This is a genomic window from Acidiferrobacter sp. SPIII_3 (assembly GCF_003184265.1).
GTDB lineage: Bacteria > Pseudomonadota > Gammaproteobacteria > Acidiferrobacterales > Acidiferrobacteraceae > Acidiferrobacter.
In genome coordinates, this window is sequence record NZ_CP027663.1 from 3,052,976 (window position 1) to 3,068,313 (window position 15,338).

Annotated in this window: 14 protein-coding genes; 4 read left to right on the top strand and 10 right to left on the bottom strand. The window is 65.7% G+C overall.

Annotated elements, in window-relative coordinates; translation table 11 throughout:
* Positions 1 to 3 precede the first annotated feature (3 nt).
* From C4901_RS15570 to C4901_RS15595, 6 genes are all read right to left on the bottom strand, one after another.
* Positions 4 to 1,695: an NADPH-dependent assimilatory sulfite reductase hemoprotein subunit gene (locus C4901_RS15570; RefSeq protein ID WP_110138115.1), complete on the bottom strand. Its 1,692-nt coding sequence runs from the start codon at positions 1,693 to 1,695 to the stop codon at positions 4 to 6.
* 23 nt (positions 1,696 to 1,718) lie between these two features.
* Positions 1,719 to 3,494 (bottom strand): sulfite reductase flavoprotein subunit alpha, encoded by a 1,776-nt coding sequence (locus C4901_RS15575; RefSeq protein WP_205736067.1) that lies wholly within the window; start codon positions 3,492 to 3,494, stop codon positions 1,719 to 1,721.
* Between the two features lie 25 nt (positions 3,495 to 3,519).
* Positions 3,520 to 3,837 (bottom strand): hypothetical protein, encoded by a 318-nt coding sequence (locus tag C4901_RS15580; RefSeq protein WP_110138117.1) that lies wholly within the window; start codon positions 3,835 to 3,837, stop codon positions 3,520 to 3,522.
* The gene (locus tag C4901_RS15585; RefSeq protein WP_205736068.1) at positions 3,834 to 5,180 is read right to left on the bottom strand and encodes a sulfate adenylyltransferase subunit 1; all 1,347 of its coding nucleotides are present in this window, start codon (positions 5,178 to 5,180) and stop codon (positions 3,834 to 3,836) included. Before C4901_RS15585 ends, C4901_RS15580 begins: the two co-directional genes overlap by 4 nt.
* Positions 5,180 to 6,196, bottom strand: coding sequence for a sulfate adenylyltransferase subunit CysD (gene cysD / locus C4901_RS15590; protein WP_110138118.1), 1,017 nt, complete (start codon positions 6,194 to 6,196; stop codon positions 5,180 to 5,182). The genes C4901_RS15585 and cysD overlap by 1 nt, the downstream gene beginning before the upstream one ends.
* 102 nt (positions 6,197 to 6,298) lie before the next feature.
* Positions 6,299 to 7,012 carry a phosphoadenylyl-sulfate reductase gene (locus C4901_RS15595; RefSeq protein ID WP_110138119.1) on the bottom strand — a complete coding sequence of 238 codons (714 nt, stop codon included), beginning with the start codon at positions 7,010 to 7,012 and terminating at the stop codon, positions 6,299 to 6,301.
* Positions 7,013 to 7,160: 148 nt separating this feature from the next.
* Here C4901_RS15595 and C4901_RS15600 point away from each other — a divergent pair, with 148 nt between their 5' ends.
* The 3 genes from C4901_RS15600 (at position 7,161) to C4901_RS15610 (ending at position 9,812) form a co-directional block, all read left to right on the top strand.
* Entirely contained in the window at positions 7,161 to 8,099 is a 939-nt protein-coding gene (locus C4901_RS15600) for a CysB family HTH-type transcriptional regulator (RefSeq protein WP_110138120.1), read from the top strand.
* A 260-nt stretch (positions 8,100 to 8,359) separates the two neighbouring features.
* Positions 8,360 to 9,160, top strand: coding sequence for a TIGR04255 family protein (locus C4901_RS15605; protein WP_205736069.1), 801 nt, complete (start codon positions 8,360 to 8,362; stop codon positions 9,158 to 9,160).
* Positions 9,161 to 9,173: 13 nt separating this feature from the next.
* The gene (locus C4901_RS15610; RefSeq protein WP_205736070.1) at positions 9,174 to 9,812 is read left to right on the top strand and encodes a hypothetical protein; all 639 of its coding nucleotides are present in this window, start codon (positions 9,174 to 9,176) and stop codon (positions 9,810 to 9,812) included.
* A gap of 86 nt (positions 9,813 to 9,898) precedes the next feature.
* Here the strand turns inward: C4901_RS15610 and C4901_RS18285 are convergent, their stop codons facing one another.
* On the bottom strand, positions 9,899 to 10,123 hold the full coding sequence (locus C4901_RS18285; RefSeq protein WP_205736071.1) for a hypothetical protein: 225 nt from the start codon (positions 10,121 to 10,123) through the stop codon (positions 9,899 to 9,901).
* 39 nt (positions 10,124 to 10,162) lie between these two features.
* Here C4901_RS18285 and C4901_RS18290 point away from each other — a divergent pair, with 39 nt between their 5' ends.
* Entirely contained in the window at positions 10,163 to 10,687 is a 525-nt protein-coding gene (locus tag C4901_RS18290; RefSeq protein WP_205736072.1) for a hypothetical protein, read from the top strand.
* A 196-nt stretch (positions 10,688 to 10,883) separates the two neighbouring features.
* Here C4901_RS18290 and C4901_RS15620 read toward each other — a convergent pair whose 3' ends face one another.
* The 3 genes from C4901_RS15620 to C4901_RS15635 all read right to left on the bottom strand — a co-directional run bounded on the left by C4901_RS15620 (position 10,884) and on the right by C4901_RS15635 (position 15,288).
* Positions 10,884 to 12,050 carry a hypothetical protein gene (locus C4901_RS15620; RefSeq protein WP_110138122.1) on the bottom strand — a complete coding sequence of 389 codons (1,167 nt, stop codon included), beginning with the start codon at positions 12,048 to 12,050 and terminating at the stop codon, positions 10,884 to 10,886.
* 855 nt (positions 12,051 to 12,905) lie between these two features.
* Positions 12,906 to 13,349 (bottom strand): hypothetical protein, encoded by a 444-nt coding sequence (locus tag C4901_RS15625; protein WP_145960758.1) that lies wholly within the window; start codon positions 13,347 to 13,349, stop codon positions 12,906 to 12,908.
* Positions 13,350 to 14,037: 688 nt separating this feature from the next.
* Positions 14,038 to 15,288: a cytochrome b N-terminal domain-containing protein gene (locus C4901_RS15635; protein WP_110138125.1), complete on the bottom strand. Its 1,251-nt coding sequence runs from the start codon at positions 15,286 to 15,288 to the stop codon at positions 14,038 to 14,040.
* Positions 15,289 to 15,338: the final 50 nt, after the last annotated feature.

Genomic DNA, 15,338 nt, shown 5'->3' on the forward strand with positions numbered 1-15,338 from the left:
GTTTCAGGAAGCATCGGGCATGGTGATGTGGCCTGCGCGGATCACGAAATCGCCGAAGCATTCGGCCGGATAGCGGTGCGCGGCGTAGTCGGCGAATAGCGGCGTGAGCACCGCGACCGCCTCATCCAGGGAGAGATTTCCTCGGTAGGGCGTGTTCAGGCGCTCACCCGCGAATCCGCCGCCCAGGTAAAGCTGGTAGCGACCGAGGCTCTTGCCGACGAGCCCGATCTCGGCAAGCCGCGGGCGCGCGCAACCGTTGGGGCAGCCGGACAGGCGCACGGAGATCGCCTCGTGATCGAGCCTCAGGGATCCAAGAACTGCTTCCAGGCGCTCCAGGAGCCCGGGCAGGGCGCGCTCGGCCTCGGCCATGGCAAGCCCGCAGGTCGGCAGGGCGACACAGGCGATGGCGTGGCGGCGCACGCCCTTCGGGTCGGCCGGCCCTGTCACGCCATGATCGGCGAGCCGCTCCTCGATGACGGCACGCTGGGCGCGGCTCACCCCGGCGATCGTGAGATTCTGGTTGGGGGTCAGGCGAAAGTCGCCCTCATGGATCTGCGCGATGCAGGCGAGCGCGGTCAAGAGGCGTGATGCGCCCTGGTCACATACGCGGCCGGCTTGCACCCGCAGCGTGAGATGCCAGTACCCTTGGGCATCCTCGACCCATCCGAGACAATCGCCGCGGGTCGTGAAGCGATAGTCGCGGGCGGGGCTCAGGGTATATCCGAGGCGCCCGGCGAGTTCCGTCTTGAACCACGCAAGCCCGCGGTCATCGATCGTGTATTTGAGGCGCGCGTGACGCCGGTTCGTGCGATCACCGGCGTCACGCTGAATACGCAGCACCTGTTCGGCGACCGCCAGCACCTGCCCGGGCTCACAGAATCCGATGACATCCGCGAGTCGCGGATAGGTCGCCCGATCGCCGTGCGTGGCCCCCATGCCGCCGCCCACGGCCACGTTGAAGCCCGCCAAGCGCTCGCCCTCGACGATGGCGATGAGGCCCAGGTCCTGCGCCAGGACATCCACGTCATTGGTCGGCGGCACGGCGATGCCGATCTTGAACTTGCGGGGCAGATAGGTGGGGCCGTACAAGGGCTCGTCCTCCGCGCCCGCCCCCTCCCCCGGCGGCTCATCCCACCAGATCTCGCGGTAGGCGCCGGTACGCGGCAGGAACGCGGTACTGAGCGCGGAGGCGAGATCGTAGATCTCGCGATGGACAGCGGAGGTCGCCGGATGGTTGTGGCAGATCACATTGCGATTCACATCCCCGCAGGCGGCGATGCTGTCGAGGCCAAGCGCGCCCAAGCCCGCCATCAAGGGCTTTAGGCGGGGCTTCAAGACACCATGGAACTGCACGGTCTGGCGCGTGGTGATGCGCAATGCGCCGGCGGCCTGTTCGCGCGCCAAAACGGTAAGCCCGTGCCACTGCGCGGGCGTGCACACGCCGCCTGGCATGCGCACGCGCACCATGAAGCTGTGCGCGGGCTCCAGCCTCTGTTCGTGGCGCTCGATGCGTACGTCGCGATCATCCTGGCCATAGGCGCCGTGGAACTTGAGGAGCTTGGCGTCGGCCGGATCCAGGGCCCCGGTCACGAGATCGGAGAGGCCCTCGGCGATCGTGCCGCGCAGCCGCCGGCTATGCGCCTTCAGGGTCTCCTCCTCCGTCAGCGGGCGGTCCGCGGAACTCGACTTTGTCATGCAGGTGTTCCTTGAAGGGTGGATCAATAGATGTCGCGCTGATAACGGCCCTCGGCCATCAACGCGCGCAGATAATCCGCGGCCATCTCGCGGCCACAGCACCGCTCGCGTTCCACGATCGTAAGCAGGGCGGCGTGGACGCCCTCGGCCATGCCGCGCGCGTCGCCACAGACATACAGATGGCCGCCCTCGGCCAACCAGCCATAGACCTCCCGCGACGCCGCCAGCAGGCGGTGCTGCACGTATTCCTTGCGCGGGGCGTCGCGCGAGAATGCCGCGTCGAGCCTCTGCAGCACCCCCTTGCGGCGGTAATCCAACCATTCGCGCTGATAGAGGAAGTCGCTCTCAAACCGCCGGTCACCGACGATGAGCCAGTGGGCGCCGGTGGCCCCGAGGAGCGCGCGCTCCTCCAGGAACGCCCGGAACGGGGCGACACCGGTGCCGGCGCCCACCATCAGGATCGACGTCGCCGGGTCCGCGGGCAGCCGAAAGCGCTCGTTGACGTGGACATAGACCGGCACCTCCGCCCCGCTCGCCACGCGCTCGGCAAGCCAGGTCGAGGCCACACCCCGATACGCGCGACCACGGGCCTCGTAGCGCACCACCCCCACCGTCAGATGGACATGGTCGGGATCGGCGCGGCCGCTCGAGGCGATGGAATAGAGACGCGGCGCAAGCGGCCGCAGGGCCGACAGGAGCTCGTCGGCGCACAGCCCCTTCACCGGGAATTCGCGCATCACATCGCCCACATCCCGATCGGCGCCATAGGCCTTGAGCGCATCCGCCTCTCCGGCCACGAGCAGCGCCTTCAGGGGCGCGGCGCAGGCCAGCGCGCCCCAGCGTTCGAGGAACGGCCGGGACAGAACGCGGATCTCATAGCGACCCTCCAGCGCCGTCGCAAGCTCCATGTCCCCCGCGCGCGCATCGGAGACCCGCTCGCAACCCTGCAATCCGGTGGCCGCGAGGATACCGGCGACGAGCTCCGGCTCATTACGCGGCACGACCCCGAGGGCGTCGCCCGGCTCGAAGGTAAGCGGCGATGCCGGGGCGAGCACCACATGGCGCACGTCCTTGCTCGACCCGCGTCCGGTTATGCGGGTGTTTTCGACAAGCACCGCGGGGCACGGCCGCGCGCGGTCGCAGACCGGCGATGCCGCCACCAGACGCAGCGCCGGGACAGGCGGCGATACGACCCCGTCCGCCAGGGCCTCCAGCACCGCATCGCCCCACGCGCGCGCCGTCTCCTCGTAGTCGAGATCGCATTCGCCGAGCCCGTGAAGGCGCGTGGCGCCGAGCGCCGCGAGTCGCGCGTCGAGATCGCGACCGGTCTGGCAAAAGCGCTCATAGCCGCGATCGCCGAGGGCCAACACCGCGTAACGGAGGTCCGCGAGGCGCGGGGCGCGCTCACCCATCACGAAGGCATGGAAGGCCTGCGCGGCGTCGGGCGGCTCGCCCTCGCCGTAGGTGCTGATGACGATGAGCACCACCCGCTCGCGCCTCAGGCGCGCGGTCGGATAGGCCCCGAGGCTGTCGATGCGCGCGCCAAGCCCACGCTCGGCAAGGCGCGCGTGCAGATCGCGGGCGACGCGCTCGGCGTTCCCGGTCTGGGAACCATGGAGCACCATGACCTCGGGGGCCGGCGCGGCGGCGGGGGCCGCTTGACCCTCCGTAACGGCGCCGAGGCCGGCCAGGTAGCCGCTCACCCACGCCACCTGCTCGCGCGACAGGCCCTCGACAAGCGCCTGCAGGGCGCCGGTCTTGGCCGGACTCAACGGGGTCTTGTGCGCCGAGGCGTTCACGGACCTAGCACCCGCGCTCGCGCGGCTAGCAAAACCACGAGCGGCCATAGGCGAGAAACGCGTCCCCCTCGTCGTCCCCGGCTTCGGCGGCGGCCACCGGCGGCATGACCGCCTCCGGGATCTCCCCGACCAGGACCAGTGCCGGCGACGTCCCGTCTTGCGCCGCCTCGCGGTCGAGGGTGCCGAGCGTGGTCCTTACGCGGCACGCGCGCATCACCGCCGCCCAGTCGACGAGGGTCACCGGCGTATCGGCCGTGAACCCCGCGGCCTGCAGCGTGGTGGCAACGGTCCCGGCCTGCGGCGCGGCGGCGCTTGATGCCTTCACGAAATAGGCGGTCCTCATGACGCCAGCGCCTCGGGGGCATCCGCCGATCCCTCGATCAGGCCCGCCCCTACCGTGTCGTGCGTAAGCGCATCGATGACGATAAATGATCCGGTGGCGCGGTTGGCGGTGTACGTATCCCAGGGCAAGGGGTCTTGCACCTGCACGTTGACGCGGCCGATGTCGTTCATGACAAGCGTCGCTGCCCCCGTGTCGCGCTCGAGCGTGGCGATATCCAGGCGATAACTGGGCCGCGAGAACAGCGCCGACACGGTCTTGGTGCCGTGCTTTATGAGGTAGCGCCGGCGGCGCAGGCTCATGGGCTCGGCACCCAACCAGCAGACGGTGGCCGCGAAGGCCTTCGTGACCGCAGGCGGCGTGGGCGGCGCCACGATCATATCGCCGCGCGCCACGTCGACATCGTCTTCCAGGTACAAGGTCACCGATTGCGGCGCCTGGGTACGCGCGAGCCCGCCATCGTGGGTGTCGATTTCCTCGATGTGCGTGCGCCGTCCCGACGGCAGCACCATGACCTCGTCACCGACCGCCACACCCCCCGAGGCCACGCGCCCCATGTAACCGCGACGCGCGGCGCGTCCGGGCGCGCCCGGACGGCTCACCCACTGCACCGGAAAGCGGAAGGGCGCCCCGTGCGCACCACCGGCGGCATCCGGAATATCGGCCTGCTCCAGGGCCTGAAGCAGGGTCGGGCCCACATACCACGGGAGACTCCCGCCGCGCTCCACCACCATGTCGCCCTTCAGGGCCGAGATCGGTATGAACGTGACGCGCGTAAAACGCAGGTGGCGCGCGAAGTCCAGGAACTCGTCGCGGATATGGGCGAACGCCGCCTCGCAATAGCCGATCAGATCCATCTTGTTCACGGCCACGATCAGCTGACGGATGCCGACGGTGTCGGCTATGCACGCGTGGCGCCGCGACTGCGGCAACCAGTACTTGCAGGCGTCCACGAGCACCACCGCCACATCGGCGTTGGTGGCCCCGGTCACCATGTTGCGCGTGTACTGCTCGTGACCTGGCGTATCGGCGATGATGAACCGCCGGCGCGCGGTCTCAAAGGATCGATAGGCGACATCTATGGTGATGCCCTGTTCACGCTCCCCCTGCAGGCCGTCGGTGACGTGCGACAGATCCAGCTCCTTGAGCCCGCGGCGCGCGGCGGTGCGCGCCAGCGCATCGATATGGTCGTCCATCAAGGCCTTGGCGTCGTGCAGGAGCCGGCCGATCAAGGTGCTTTTGCCATCGTCGACACTGCCGGCGGTAATGAACCGCAACAGGTCCTTGGGATGGGATTCCGGCGTGTCGAAGCCGGCATTGGTTGCCGTCATCTCGGTCGTTGACATCAGAAATACCCCTCGCGCTTGCGCAGCTCCATGGAGGCCTCCGAGACCTGATCGTCGAGGCGCGTGGCGCCGCGCTCGGAGACACGTGCGACCGCGGTTTCGCGGATGATCTCGCCGACCGTCGCGGCCTTCGAGACGACCGGGCATGTGCAACTCATGTCGCCCACCGTACGAAAGCGCACCGAAAGGGTCTCGCTCGTCTCGCCGGGTGCCGGCCGGATGAGATCCGAGACCGGCGCCAGCACCGATCCGCGGCGCACGACCTCGCGCTCATGCGCGAAATAGAGCGAGGGCACGATCAGGTCCTCGCGCGCGATGTAGCGCCACACGTCGATCTCCGTCCAGTTGCTCAAGGGAAACACGCGCATGTGCTGCCCCTTGTGGACGCGCGTGTTGTACAGGTTCCAGAGCTCGGGACGCTGGTTGCGCGGGTCCCACTCACCGAAGACGTCGCGGAACGAGAACACCCGCTCCTTGGCGCGCGCCTTCTCCTCGTCGCGACGCGCGCCCCCGATGCAGGCGTCGATGCCGAGCTCGGAGATGGCATCGAGCAGGGTCACCGACTGAAAGGCGTTGCGGCTCGCGGTCGGATCCTTGACCACCACCCGCCCTTCGCGGATCGAGTCCTCGACGGAGCGCACGAGCAGGCGCTCGCCGATCCCGGCGACATAGCGATCGCGGAACGCGATGACCTCCGGGAAGTTGTGGCCGGTGTCGATATGCAAAAGCGGAAACGGGAAACGCCCGGGCCGGAACGCCTTCTCGGCGAGCCGCGCCAGAACGATCGAGTCCTTGCCCCCCGAAAACAGCAGCACCGGATTTGCGAATTCGCCCGCGACCTCGCGCAGGATATGGATGGCCTCGCTCTCCAAGGCCTCCAGCGGGTCCGTGGCCGAGCGCGCGGCATCGAAGGCACGCTTGCGCCGGAAGCCGGGCGCCGGCGATGCCCGTCGACCCAGGTCGCATACAAGCCCCGCGTCCGTATCATCAATCTTCCTGACCGTGTTGTCCTTCATATTGGAGCTCCTGTCATTTCATTCTTCGTCGTTCGATTTTCTGGGGTTTGCCGCGGACGGGATGTGCGTCACGCGCGCATCCGTTGGCCCTTCACGCCTGGTTCACGCCGTCCCATGCCGCTCGGCAAGAGGCTCCTCTTCGCGGGCATGGCAGCCGCACTCCTTGGTCTCGCCGCTCTCCCACCACCAGCGGCCGGCGCGCAGATCCTCGCCAGGCGCCACGGCGCGCGTGCACGGCGCGCAGCCTATGCTCGGATAATCCCGGTCGTGGAGCGTGTTGTAGGGCACATCGAACGCGCGGATGTAGCCCCAGACATCGGCCAGGGTCCAATCCGCGAGCGGGTTGAACTTGGAGAGGCCGTGATCGCCATCGAATTCCGAGAACGCCACCTCCTGGCGCGTGGCGGCCTGTTCGCGGCGCAGCCCCGTGATCCAGGCCTTCTTGGCGGCGAGCGCCCTTCCCAGGGGCTCGACCTTGCGGATGCGGCAGCACTCGCGGCGCAGGGCCACGCTTTCGTAAAAGGCGTTCAGGCCATGGCGACGCGTGAATCCCTCCACCGCCGCGGTATCGGGGAAATACACCGCCATGCGCACACCGTAGCGCCCGGCCACCTGATCCATCAGGCGATAGGTCTCCTCGGGCAACCGGCCGGTATCAAGCGTCAAGATGCCGATCCCGGGGGCATGCTTCATGATGAGGTCGGTGAGCACCATATCCTCAAGGCCAAGGCTGCTGGCGAATACCGCGGGCGCATGGTCGCGCTCTATGGCCACCAGCCGCCGGCCGACCTCCTGCGCCTTTCGTTCCCAAGCCATCTTCCCTCCTGCGTGTCACCCCGGCCTGCGCCGGGGTCTTGAATACCTGCCGCGAACGGCGATGCGCGACAACTTAACGAAGTTGCTTTATATTGACAACGAATATCGAGTTACTTATTTATTCCTTACCGTTATATAGAGGGAGATCATGAAGCTTCAGCAGCTGCGCTATCTCTGCGAGGTCGTGCGCCAGGGCTTGAGCATGTCGGCGGCCGCCGAGGCCCTGCATACCTCGCAGCCGGGGATCAGCAAACAACTGAGGCTGCTCGAGGAGGAGCTTGGCGTCGACATCCTGGTGCGCAACGGCAAGCGCGTGGTGGCGATCACCGAACCCGGGAAGGCCCTGGTGGCGATCGCCCAGCGCATGCTGCGCGATGCCGAGAACCTAAAGCGCCTGGGTGAGGACTTTCGCAACGACGCGCGCGGACGCCTGACCATCGCCACGACCCACACCCAGGCACGCTATGTCCTGCCCGAGACCATACGACAATTCAGCCGCCTCTATCCCGATGTGCGCCTGTCACTGCACCAGGGCAACCCTCAGCAGATCGCCGAACAGGTCATATCCGGGGAGGCGGACTTCTGCATCGCCACCGAGGCCCTCACCCGCTACGACGAACTCATCACCCTGCCCTGCTACGAATGGAATCACTGCGCCATCTGCCCGCCCGGCCATCCGCTGCTCAAGGCCCGCCGGGTGTCATTAGAGACCCTCGCCCGCTACCCGGTGGTGACCTACGATCTGGCGTTCTCGGGGCGTAGCAAGATCAGCGAGGCCTTCGAACAGCACGGGCTTGCGTTGAATGTGGTGTTGACCGCGATCGACGCCGACGTCATCAAGACCTACGTCGAGCTGGGTCTTGGTATCGGCATCGTCGCGCACATGGCCTTCGACCCGCGACGCGACCGGGGCCTGCGCGCACTCGACTTAAGCCACCTGTTTCCGGCGAGCGTGTCACGGCTCGGGATCCGGCGCGGCGCCTACCTCAGGCGGTACATGTACGACTTCATCGCGCTTTTCGTGCCACACCTGACGCGACCGGAGATCGAGGCCGCGCTCGCGACGGGGGCAGAAGGCGGAAATTGAGTATCGCGATCGCGCCCCGAACCGCGACATGTTGCTCTCGGGCAATAAGGACCGGTGGGGGCGGGGCCATCCGCTGAGGCGCGGGTGGCTCGCCGCGAGCGTGGCGGCCGGGAACGCGAACAGCTTATGCGCCTCGCCGGGCACATGGCCGCGCGACCCATTCATGACGGGGTCCCGGAATTTTGGGCGTCACGGATCCCTGGTCACACCGCCGTCTCGGGCGTAAACTGGAATGTCAACCACTGCCTTGAGACTTGGCCATGAGCGACAGGATGGTGAGCGCACCGGTTTACTATGCGCTGGCGCAGGCGCACTTCAGTCCCGTCACGGCCATGACAAAATACGTCGAGGAGATCCAAGATCGGCTCCGGCGCGCGGGATACCCGCTGTTCGAGGCTCAACCAATCACGCAACTCGTGGTGCCGGGCCCCGGTCAGACCCAGCCGGCGGAACCGCAAATCGCCCAGACCGCCTCCTGGCTCATCACGCGCAGCGATCGTACGGCCGGTTTCATCCTGGGACCAACGGCGATCACTTACCATACAACCCACTATGCGACACACAAAGAATTTATCCCGGAATTGATGCGCGGCTTGGCGATCGTTCATGAAGTGGTGGCGCTGGATCACGTCACGCGACTGGGCCTGCGTTATCTCGACGCGATATTGCCGAGGGCCGGCGAAACCGTGGAGCATTATCTGGTCAATGGCTTACACGGGATCGCGTTCGCAGCCACACCCCGTTTTGCCTTGACGGAGGCGGTCTTTGGGACAGAGACCGGACCGCTGGTCCCCAAGGGGACCCTGGTAATCCGAGTCTACAAGATGACGGCGCGCCTAGGGTTTCCGCCGGACATGCGCCCCCGGGGTCTGACCCTGAACCCGAGATTCGATATTCCGGATGTGCGGGCGCACGCGGTCATCGATACGGATCATTATGTGGAAGGTCGCATGCCGGTCGATAAGGACCTGCTTGCCAAACAGCTGGTCTCGCTGCACGTGGCCCTCAAGGCGGTTTTCGGGGCGGCGACGACTGATCATGCGCGGACCGCATGGACCTGAAGGAGGGTCTGTCATGTCTCCCATAACCCCACCTCTTCCTAGACTGGCACCACCCACCACGGCGATTGCGGCCGCGGCATTCGTCCTGCTCGGCTCACCGCTTGCCCTCAATGGGACCGGCAGCATCTTCGAGACGGCCCGGGCGTGCGACTGGCGCTCCCTGGTACAGCCCCGGGTCTCGTTCGTAGTCACGATAGGGACGACCGAGGACCAGCAAGAGCGGCGCCTGGATCTGCGCTCCCCATCCGACCACCTGGCGAACATCCGGCAGACCCTGAGCCCGGCCATCGTCGATCTGGCCACGGTTTTTGGTGTCTCGAGGCAGGCCATATACAAGTGGATGGGGGGCGAATCCACGCCCGAGCCGGATAAATTCGCCCGGATCCGCACCTTAAGCCGCGTGGCCGACGCGTTCCGCGAGGCCGAGGTCACGCGCGCCGCCCATATCCTGAAAATCAAGGAGTTTGATGGGGCGTCCTTGATGGATTTGGTGGCGGCCGATGCGCTCTTACCTTGGCATATTGAGGCGTCGATCGCCGAAGCACGGGCCATGAATGCGGCCTACGAGCGTTCGGGATTGGCAAAGACCAAGGCACCGCCCTCGGAAGACTGGCGCACCGAATTATCCATCCCCGGATCCGGCGAGCGCTGATTCCATGATAGAGAAGACCTGCACGCAGTACGAGGGACCGCGGCAGGGCGATCTTTTGACTCGCGAGACCGCCGCCCGGCTCCAGCTCACCGAGGGAGATGGTGACCTTCGTCGCGTCGTTGATAAGCCACGACTGTGATCTGGCGAATGATGCCGAGGCCGCAGTCGAGGTAATCGTGGCCGAGACCGTCGTTCGGGGCCCGAGACCCGACCCGCAACTTACGTACGCGAAGAACCCGCGCCGCCTTCACCTGCCTTACATCATGGGTCCAGACGCAGAACCATTGGTCCTTGAGCTTCAGCATCAGCAAAAACGTATTCTGCCAAGACCCGGCTTCCTTGGGGGCGCGGTGCGCGACCAGGCCGCCGCGCTCGTCTCGGAGACAAAACGCGTGCTGAAACAATGGCTGGCTGCCCGATATGGCCGTCCGGCCTTCCCAGACGCCTTCGAGAGACGATTACGGAAACCCGTTCGCGGCCGGACGGTGGAACGACAGATCGCCAGGCTTCTGGCGCCTTATGCTCGACATATTGTTGGACTGTTTTTGGACCTAGGTGAACAACGATTCACGGAGACCGTCGAGAGCGAACCTTATGCGCTTTCTCTGTCGATCGTCTATGATGCCCGCGAGGGGGGTCGCAACGCGCGGCAGGCGGCCGAGGACGCTGCGGCCGCACTGCGCGATCTGTTCAAGGAGGCTTACGGCATGCCTTGCGAGGCGACCGAGATCGCGCTCGATGCCTGCGAGGCGCTGGCCGATACGCACATGACCCTGGCCGACCTGCGGCGCGTCGACCAGTGGCGCCTCGAACACATCAGCCTGCAAGACACCGATCAGGGCGAGTTCCTTCCTGTCGGCGAACTGCCCGCCTGATCGCAGGCATGCCGCTCTCGAACCGCGACGAACCCATCACCTCACCTTGCTACGACGGCGGCATGCGCATCGGCGCCCATGGACAACGCCAACAGGGCCACCGTTCTTGTCATTTTCTCATACCGTGATACCGTGTCCTCCCTAGGACTTTTCTTGTATTGTCATTAAAAGCTCAGCCGTTCTTTCGTCCGCGTCCTCAATCGCATCCGGTCTTGCCCAGGAGACCATGCGGCGCGGTCGGGTGCTCATAGCGGGCGTGCGTATAAGGGTCCGAGAATGGCGTCGCGTAAGACTTCGTGAGGAGGTCATGGCCGTAGCGCTTGATGAACGACACCATGATGGCGTCACTGATGTTCTGGGTGATGGCCGACGCACTCACGCCCGGCGCGCCCGCCGGCGGATACGGAACGCCCGCGCGCGTATGGGGCAGTTCGAGGATGCTGTCGGATATGGTGCTCACCTCGATGAAGGGAATGTGATACAGGGCCGAGACCACCGCCGAGAACCAGTCCCCGTCCTCATCGACCTCGTGGAATACGGAATCGGTCTTGGCGATGAAGGCCTTGTCGGCGAGCCACATGGAAGAGGTTCCCTGAATACCGTAGAAGTAGATACGGGGCGCGGTCTGGCGGTAACCCTTGTTCAACCACGCCGGCAGGGTAGTGGTCGACGCCACGTGATGCGCGCTGCACGCAAGATCCCTGAGTAGCCGCGGATTCAAGTAGATATCCATGTATTTCCCCATGGAGCTCACGCCATGGAACTCATCGGGCACGAGCCGCCCGGAACGCGTCATGAAGAAGTTGCCGAAGTTCACCTGCTTGGCGCCGAGTACGACATCCCCGATCAGCATGCGCGGCGGCGCGACATGGGCACCGGACGTACCCGGGTAGAGAATCGCCTTGAGATGAAAATGGATGGCCATCGCCTGGGCCGACAGGCTACGCGTGAACTCACCGCCAAAGGGTTGTATGCAATAGACGACAGGGATCTTGTCAATGGTCCCCGCATGAAAGGTAAACGGCCCGTACCGGCGTGTACTCGGGGCCGCGACGTGGCGGGTTATGGCGCCGTAGTGCGGCGGCCCGATGGGAATGACGATGCCGATGCGGGGCGTGGGATCGTACGCGATAGGCGCGCGTGCGGGCGCGGCATAGGCGGCCGGACCGGCAAGGAGTACGGGGACCACAACAAGGGCGCACGATACCGACAGGGCATGGTGACGGTTGAAGGCGCGTACCACGCCACGAAGCGATCCCGACGCGGCGGTGCGGGCACGGTGGTAGCGGTTGCGGGTGACAGCCGCGAGGCGCGCGAGAGACGAGACCGCGGCCCTGCGGGGTTTGCGCGCGAGACAAGACATATAGGCCTCACTTTTCGGATTATCGATGGGCGGCCCATAGCAATATATGTACCATCGCGGTCAATGGAAGAGAATGTCCACAGACCCATGACGGCATCAGGCGCGAGGCAACGGTGTGGCCTGGAACGTCGCACCAGGAACGCCGTGTTCCACCTCTGATACGCCCATTTTTGTGCATGCGTCGGTATGATGATGTATACAAGATGTCGTGCACGATATGCACGCGCTTAGGGGCTCCGTGCGGCCTTATTGACGGCGCGCGCGTGAGGTCCGCCGCCATTCCTCCGAGCCCGGGCCACCACGGAAACCCGGGGCGTCTCCCACCCAGGGGGCCTTGCGGAACAAAGGCGGGAAAGACCGCATTTCGGGGCGCCGCCGCAGGTGCAAACAGCGGATTGGGGTAAGGATCGGGAGGCATGGCGAAGGACCATCACGGCGCGTCAAGATTCCCTTCCCGTTCTGCGGCCCGCGGATCCCCGATCGTTCCGGGGGGCTGTGAGCGGCGGGCGCCGAGCGTGCGGGGCCAACGCTGGCTGCGGGTCGCGCGGCGGGCCTGACCTTGGGAAGACCGTCATTCGGCCGCCGATTGATCCGCGCGATGCACGAGGGCGTACAACGGGCAGCCGGCGGCCATCGGTCGCACCCGGGATCTGGGATTGGCGGATTCCGGCAGGAGCACGGGCAAAGTGCGGGGGGTACGGAAGAAGACGGGGCGTGTCGCACGGTTGGCGCGCGAAACCGGGATGCAATCGCTGTCGGGGGCTAAGGGTGGGTCGCGGTCTTGCGGCGCTGGATAAAAAATGCGCACCGGACGCCTAGGGGACGTACCGGTGCGCAAACCCCGCTAGCAATCGTTCAGGGTCCGCTCCGTGGACCCGTATCGGGAGACGCCGTCGTGGACGCCTTCCAGGATGACGTATGAGTGGAGTCTCCGCCCTCCGTGGGCGGCGACGCGTCGGAGGAGCCGGTCTTGGCCTTGGGGTTGCGGGCCTTCCCGGCCCACACCTCCCGCCAATAATCCTTCTTCAGGAGGTAGGCCAAGATCGAGAGGATGACGAACACCCCGATCACATAGCGGCCGAGGGCGCGGCGCTCGAAGACCGAGGGATCGGAGGCGTAGCGCATCACATAGCGGCCGAGGGCGCGGCGCTCGAAGACCGAGGGATCGGAGGCGTAGCGCAGGAACGCCACGACCTCGGCCACCTGGCGGTGGTAGGCGGCCGGCGACTCGCGCCCCGGCACCAGGACCTTGCCGGTCTTGGTGACGATGCCGCCCCACGGGGCCAGGATGTTGGGCATGGCGACGTTCGGGAACACGTGGTTGTTCCAGCCCGAGGGGCGCTTCGGATCCCAGTAGAACGAGGACCTTGCCGGTCTTGGTGACGATGCCGCCCCACGGGGCCAGGATGTTGGGCATGGCGACGTTCGGGAACACGTGGTTGTTCCAGCCCGAGGGGCGCTTCGGATCCCAGTAGAACGACGTGAGATAGGTGTAGAGGAAGCGTGGCCCGAGGGCGCGGGCCATGTGGCTCAGGTTCGGCGGCGGCAGCCCCAGCCACTTCTTGGCCTGGGCCTGGGTCATGGCCGGCTTCATGCCCTTCAGGTAACTGCTCCCGCCGGGGAGCATGATGGTCTTTTGGATCTCGGTCTTGGTCATGCCGAGATCCGTGGCCAGGCGGTTATAGCGCAGATTGCTCACCGCGTGACAGGCGCTGCAGTGATCGGCGAAGAACTGCGCGCCGGCGATGACCGTGGCCTTGGTGAACGGCAGCGCGGGCGGGGCCGGTGGCGTCACCGGGGCGACCGCGGCATACGCCGCCGTGGTCAGGGCCAGAAGCGGGCCTAAGACGGCCAGGCGGAGGGGGGTTTTCATGAGCGCACCCTTTCCGGCACCGGCCGGGTCGGTTCAAAACGGCTGATGATCGGCAGCAGGACATAGAAGCCGATGTAGATAGCGGGCCTAAGACGGCCAGGCGGAGGGGGGTTTTCATGAGCGCACCCTTTCCGGCACCGGCCGGGTCGGTTCAAAACGGCTGATGATCGGCAGCAGGACATAGAAGCCGATGTAGATACTGGTCCCCAGTCGTTCGATCAGGAAGTACTTGGGCAGCGGCGGCTGTTCGCCCACGTAGGCGAGCGTGAAAAACATCGCGGCCATGACGAGGATCATGATCCGATAGACCGGCCGGTAGCGGCTCGAACGCACCTTGCAACGATCGAGCCACGGCAGGAAGAACGGCAGGACGATGGCCGAAATCATGAGCGCGATGCCTTCGTACTTGTTCGGCACCGCGCGCAGCATGGCGTAATAGGGCGCGATGTTCGGCACCGCGCGCAGCATGGCGTAATAGGGCGCGAGATACCAAGGCGGGGTGACATCCGGCAGGCTCACCATGGGGTTGGCGCGAAAGAACGTGGTGCGCTCCAGGAACACGCCATGCATGGTCGGGGCGTAGAAGATGATGGCCGCGAAGATCGTGAGAAACACCGCCACCCCGAAGGTATCCTTCACCGTGTAGTACGGATGGAAGGGGATGCCGTCCACGGGCACGCCGTCTGGGCCCTTGCGGTCCTTGATCTCGATGCCGTCGGGGTTGTTCGAGCCCACCTTGTGGAGCGCCAGGATGTGGACCCCGATGAACGCCGCGATGATGAGAAACCACAGCACCGCATGCAGCGCCAGGAAGCGCTCGAGGGTCGCGGTCCCGACCCCCGGGCCGCCGCGCGCGAGCGTGGTGAGCCCCGGGCCTATGACCGGCAGCGCATGGATGATGGAGGTGATCACCTCCCCCGCCCAGTACGACAGGTTGCCAAACGGCAGGACATAGCCGAAGAACGCCTCGCCCATCATGAGGAGATAGATGAGATAGCCGATCACCCACAACAACTCACGGGGTCTGCGGTAGGAGCCGTACAAAAGACCGCGGCCCATGTGCAGATAGAGCAGGATGAAGATCAGAGACACCCCGTCGACATGGATATAGCGAATGAGCCAGCCCCACTTCGTGTCATACATGATGCCCTGCACGGAGTTGAAGGCCCCCGCGCTCGTGGGCACATAGTGGGCCATGAGGAAGAAGCCCGATATGAGCTGCAAGACCATCATGAACAGCAAAAGCGAGCCCGTGTAATACAGGATGTTGAAGTTCTTGGGGGCGTAATACTCCGTCATGTGCTCGCGTATCATGTCGCTTGCCGGGAAGCGCGCGTTGAACCAGTCCGCCAGTCTGCTACTCATATCCGTTCACCCCTGCCCGATGCCAGCGGCCGATCCAGGACCGCGTTTCT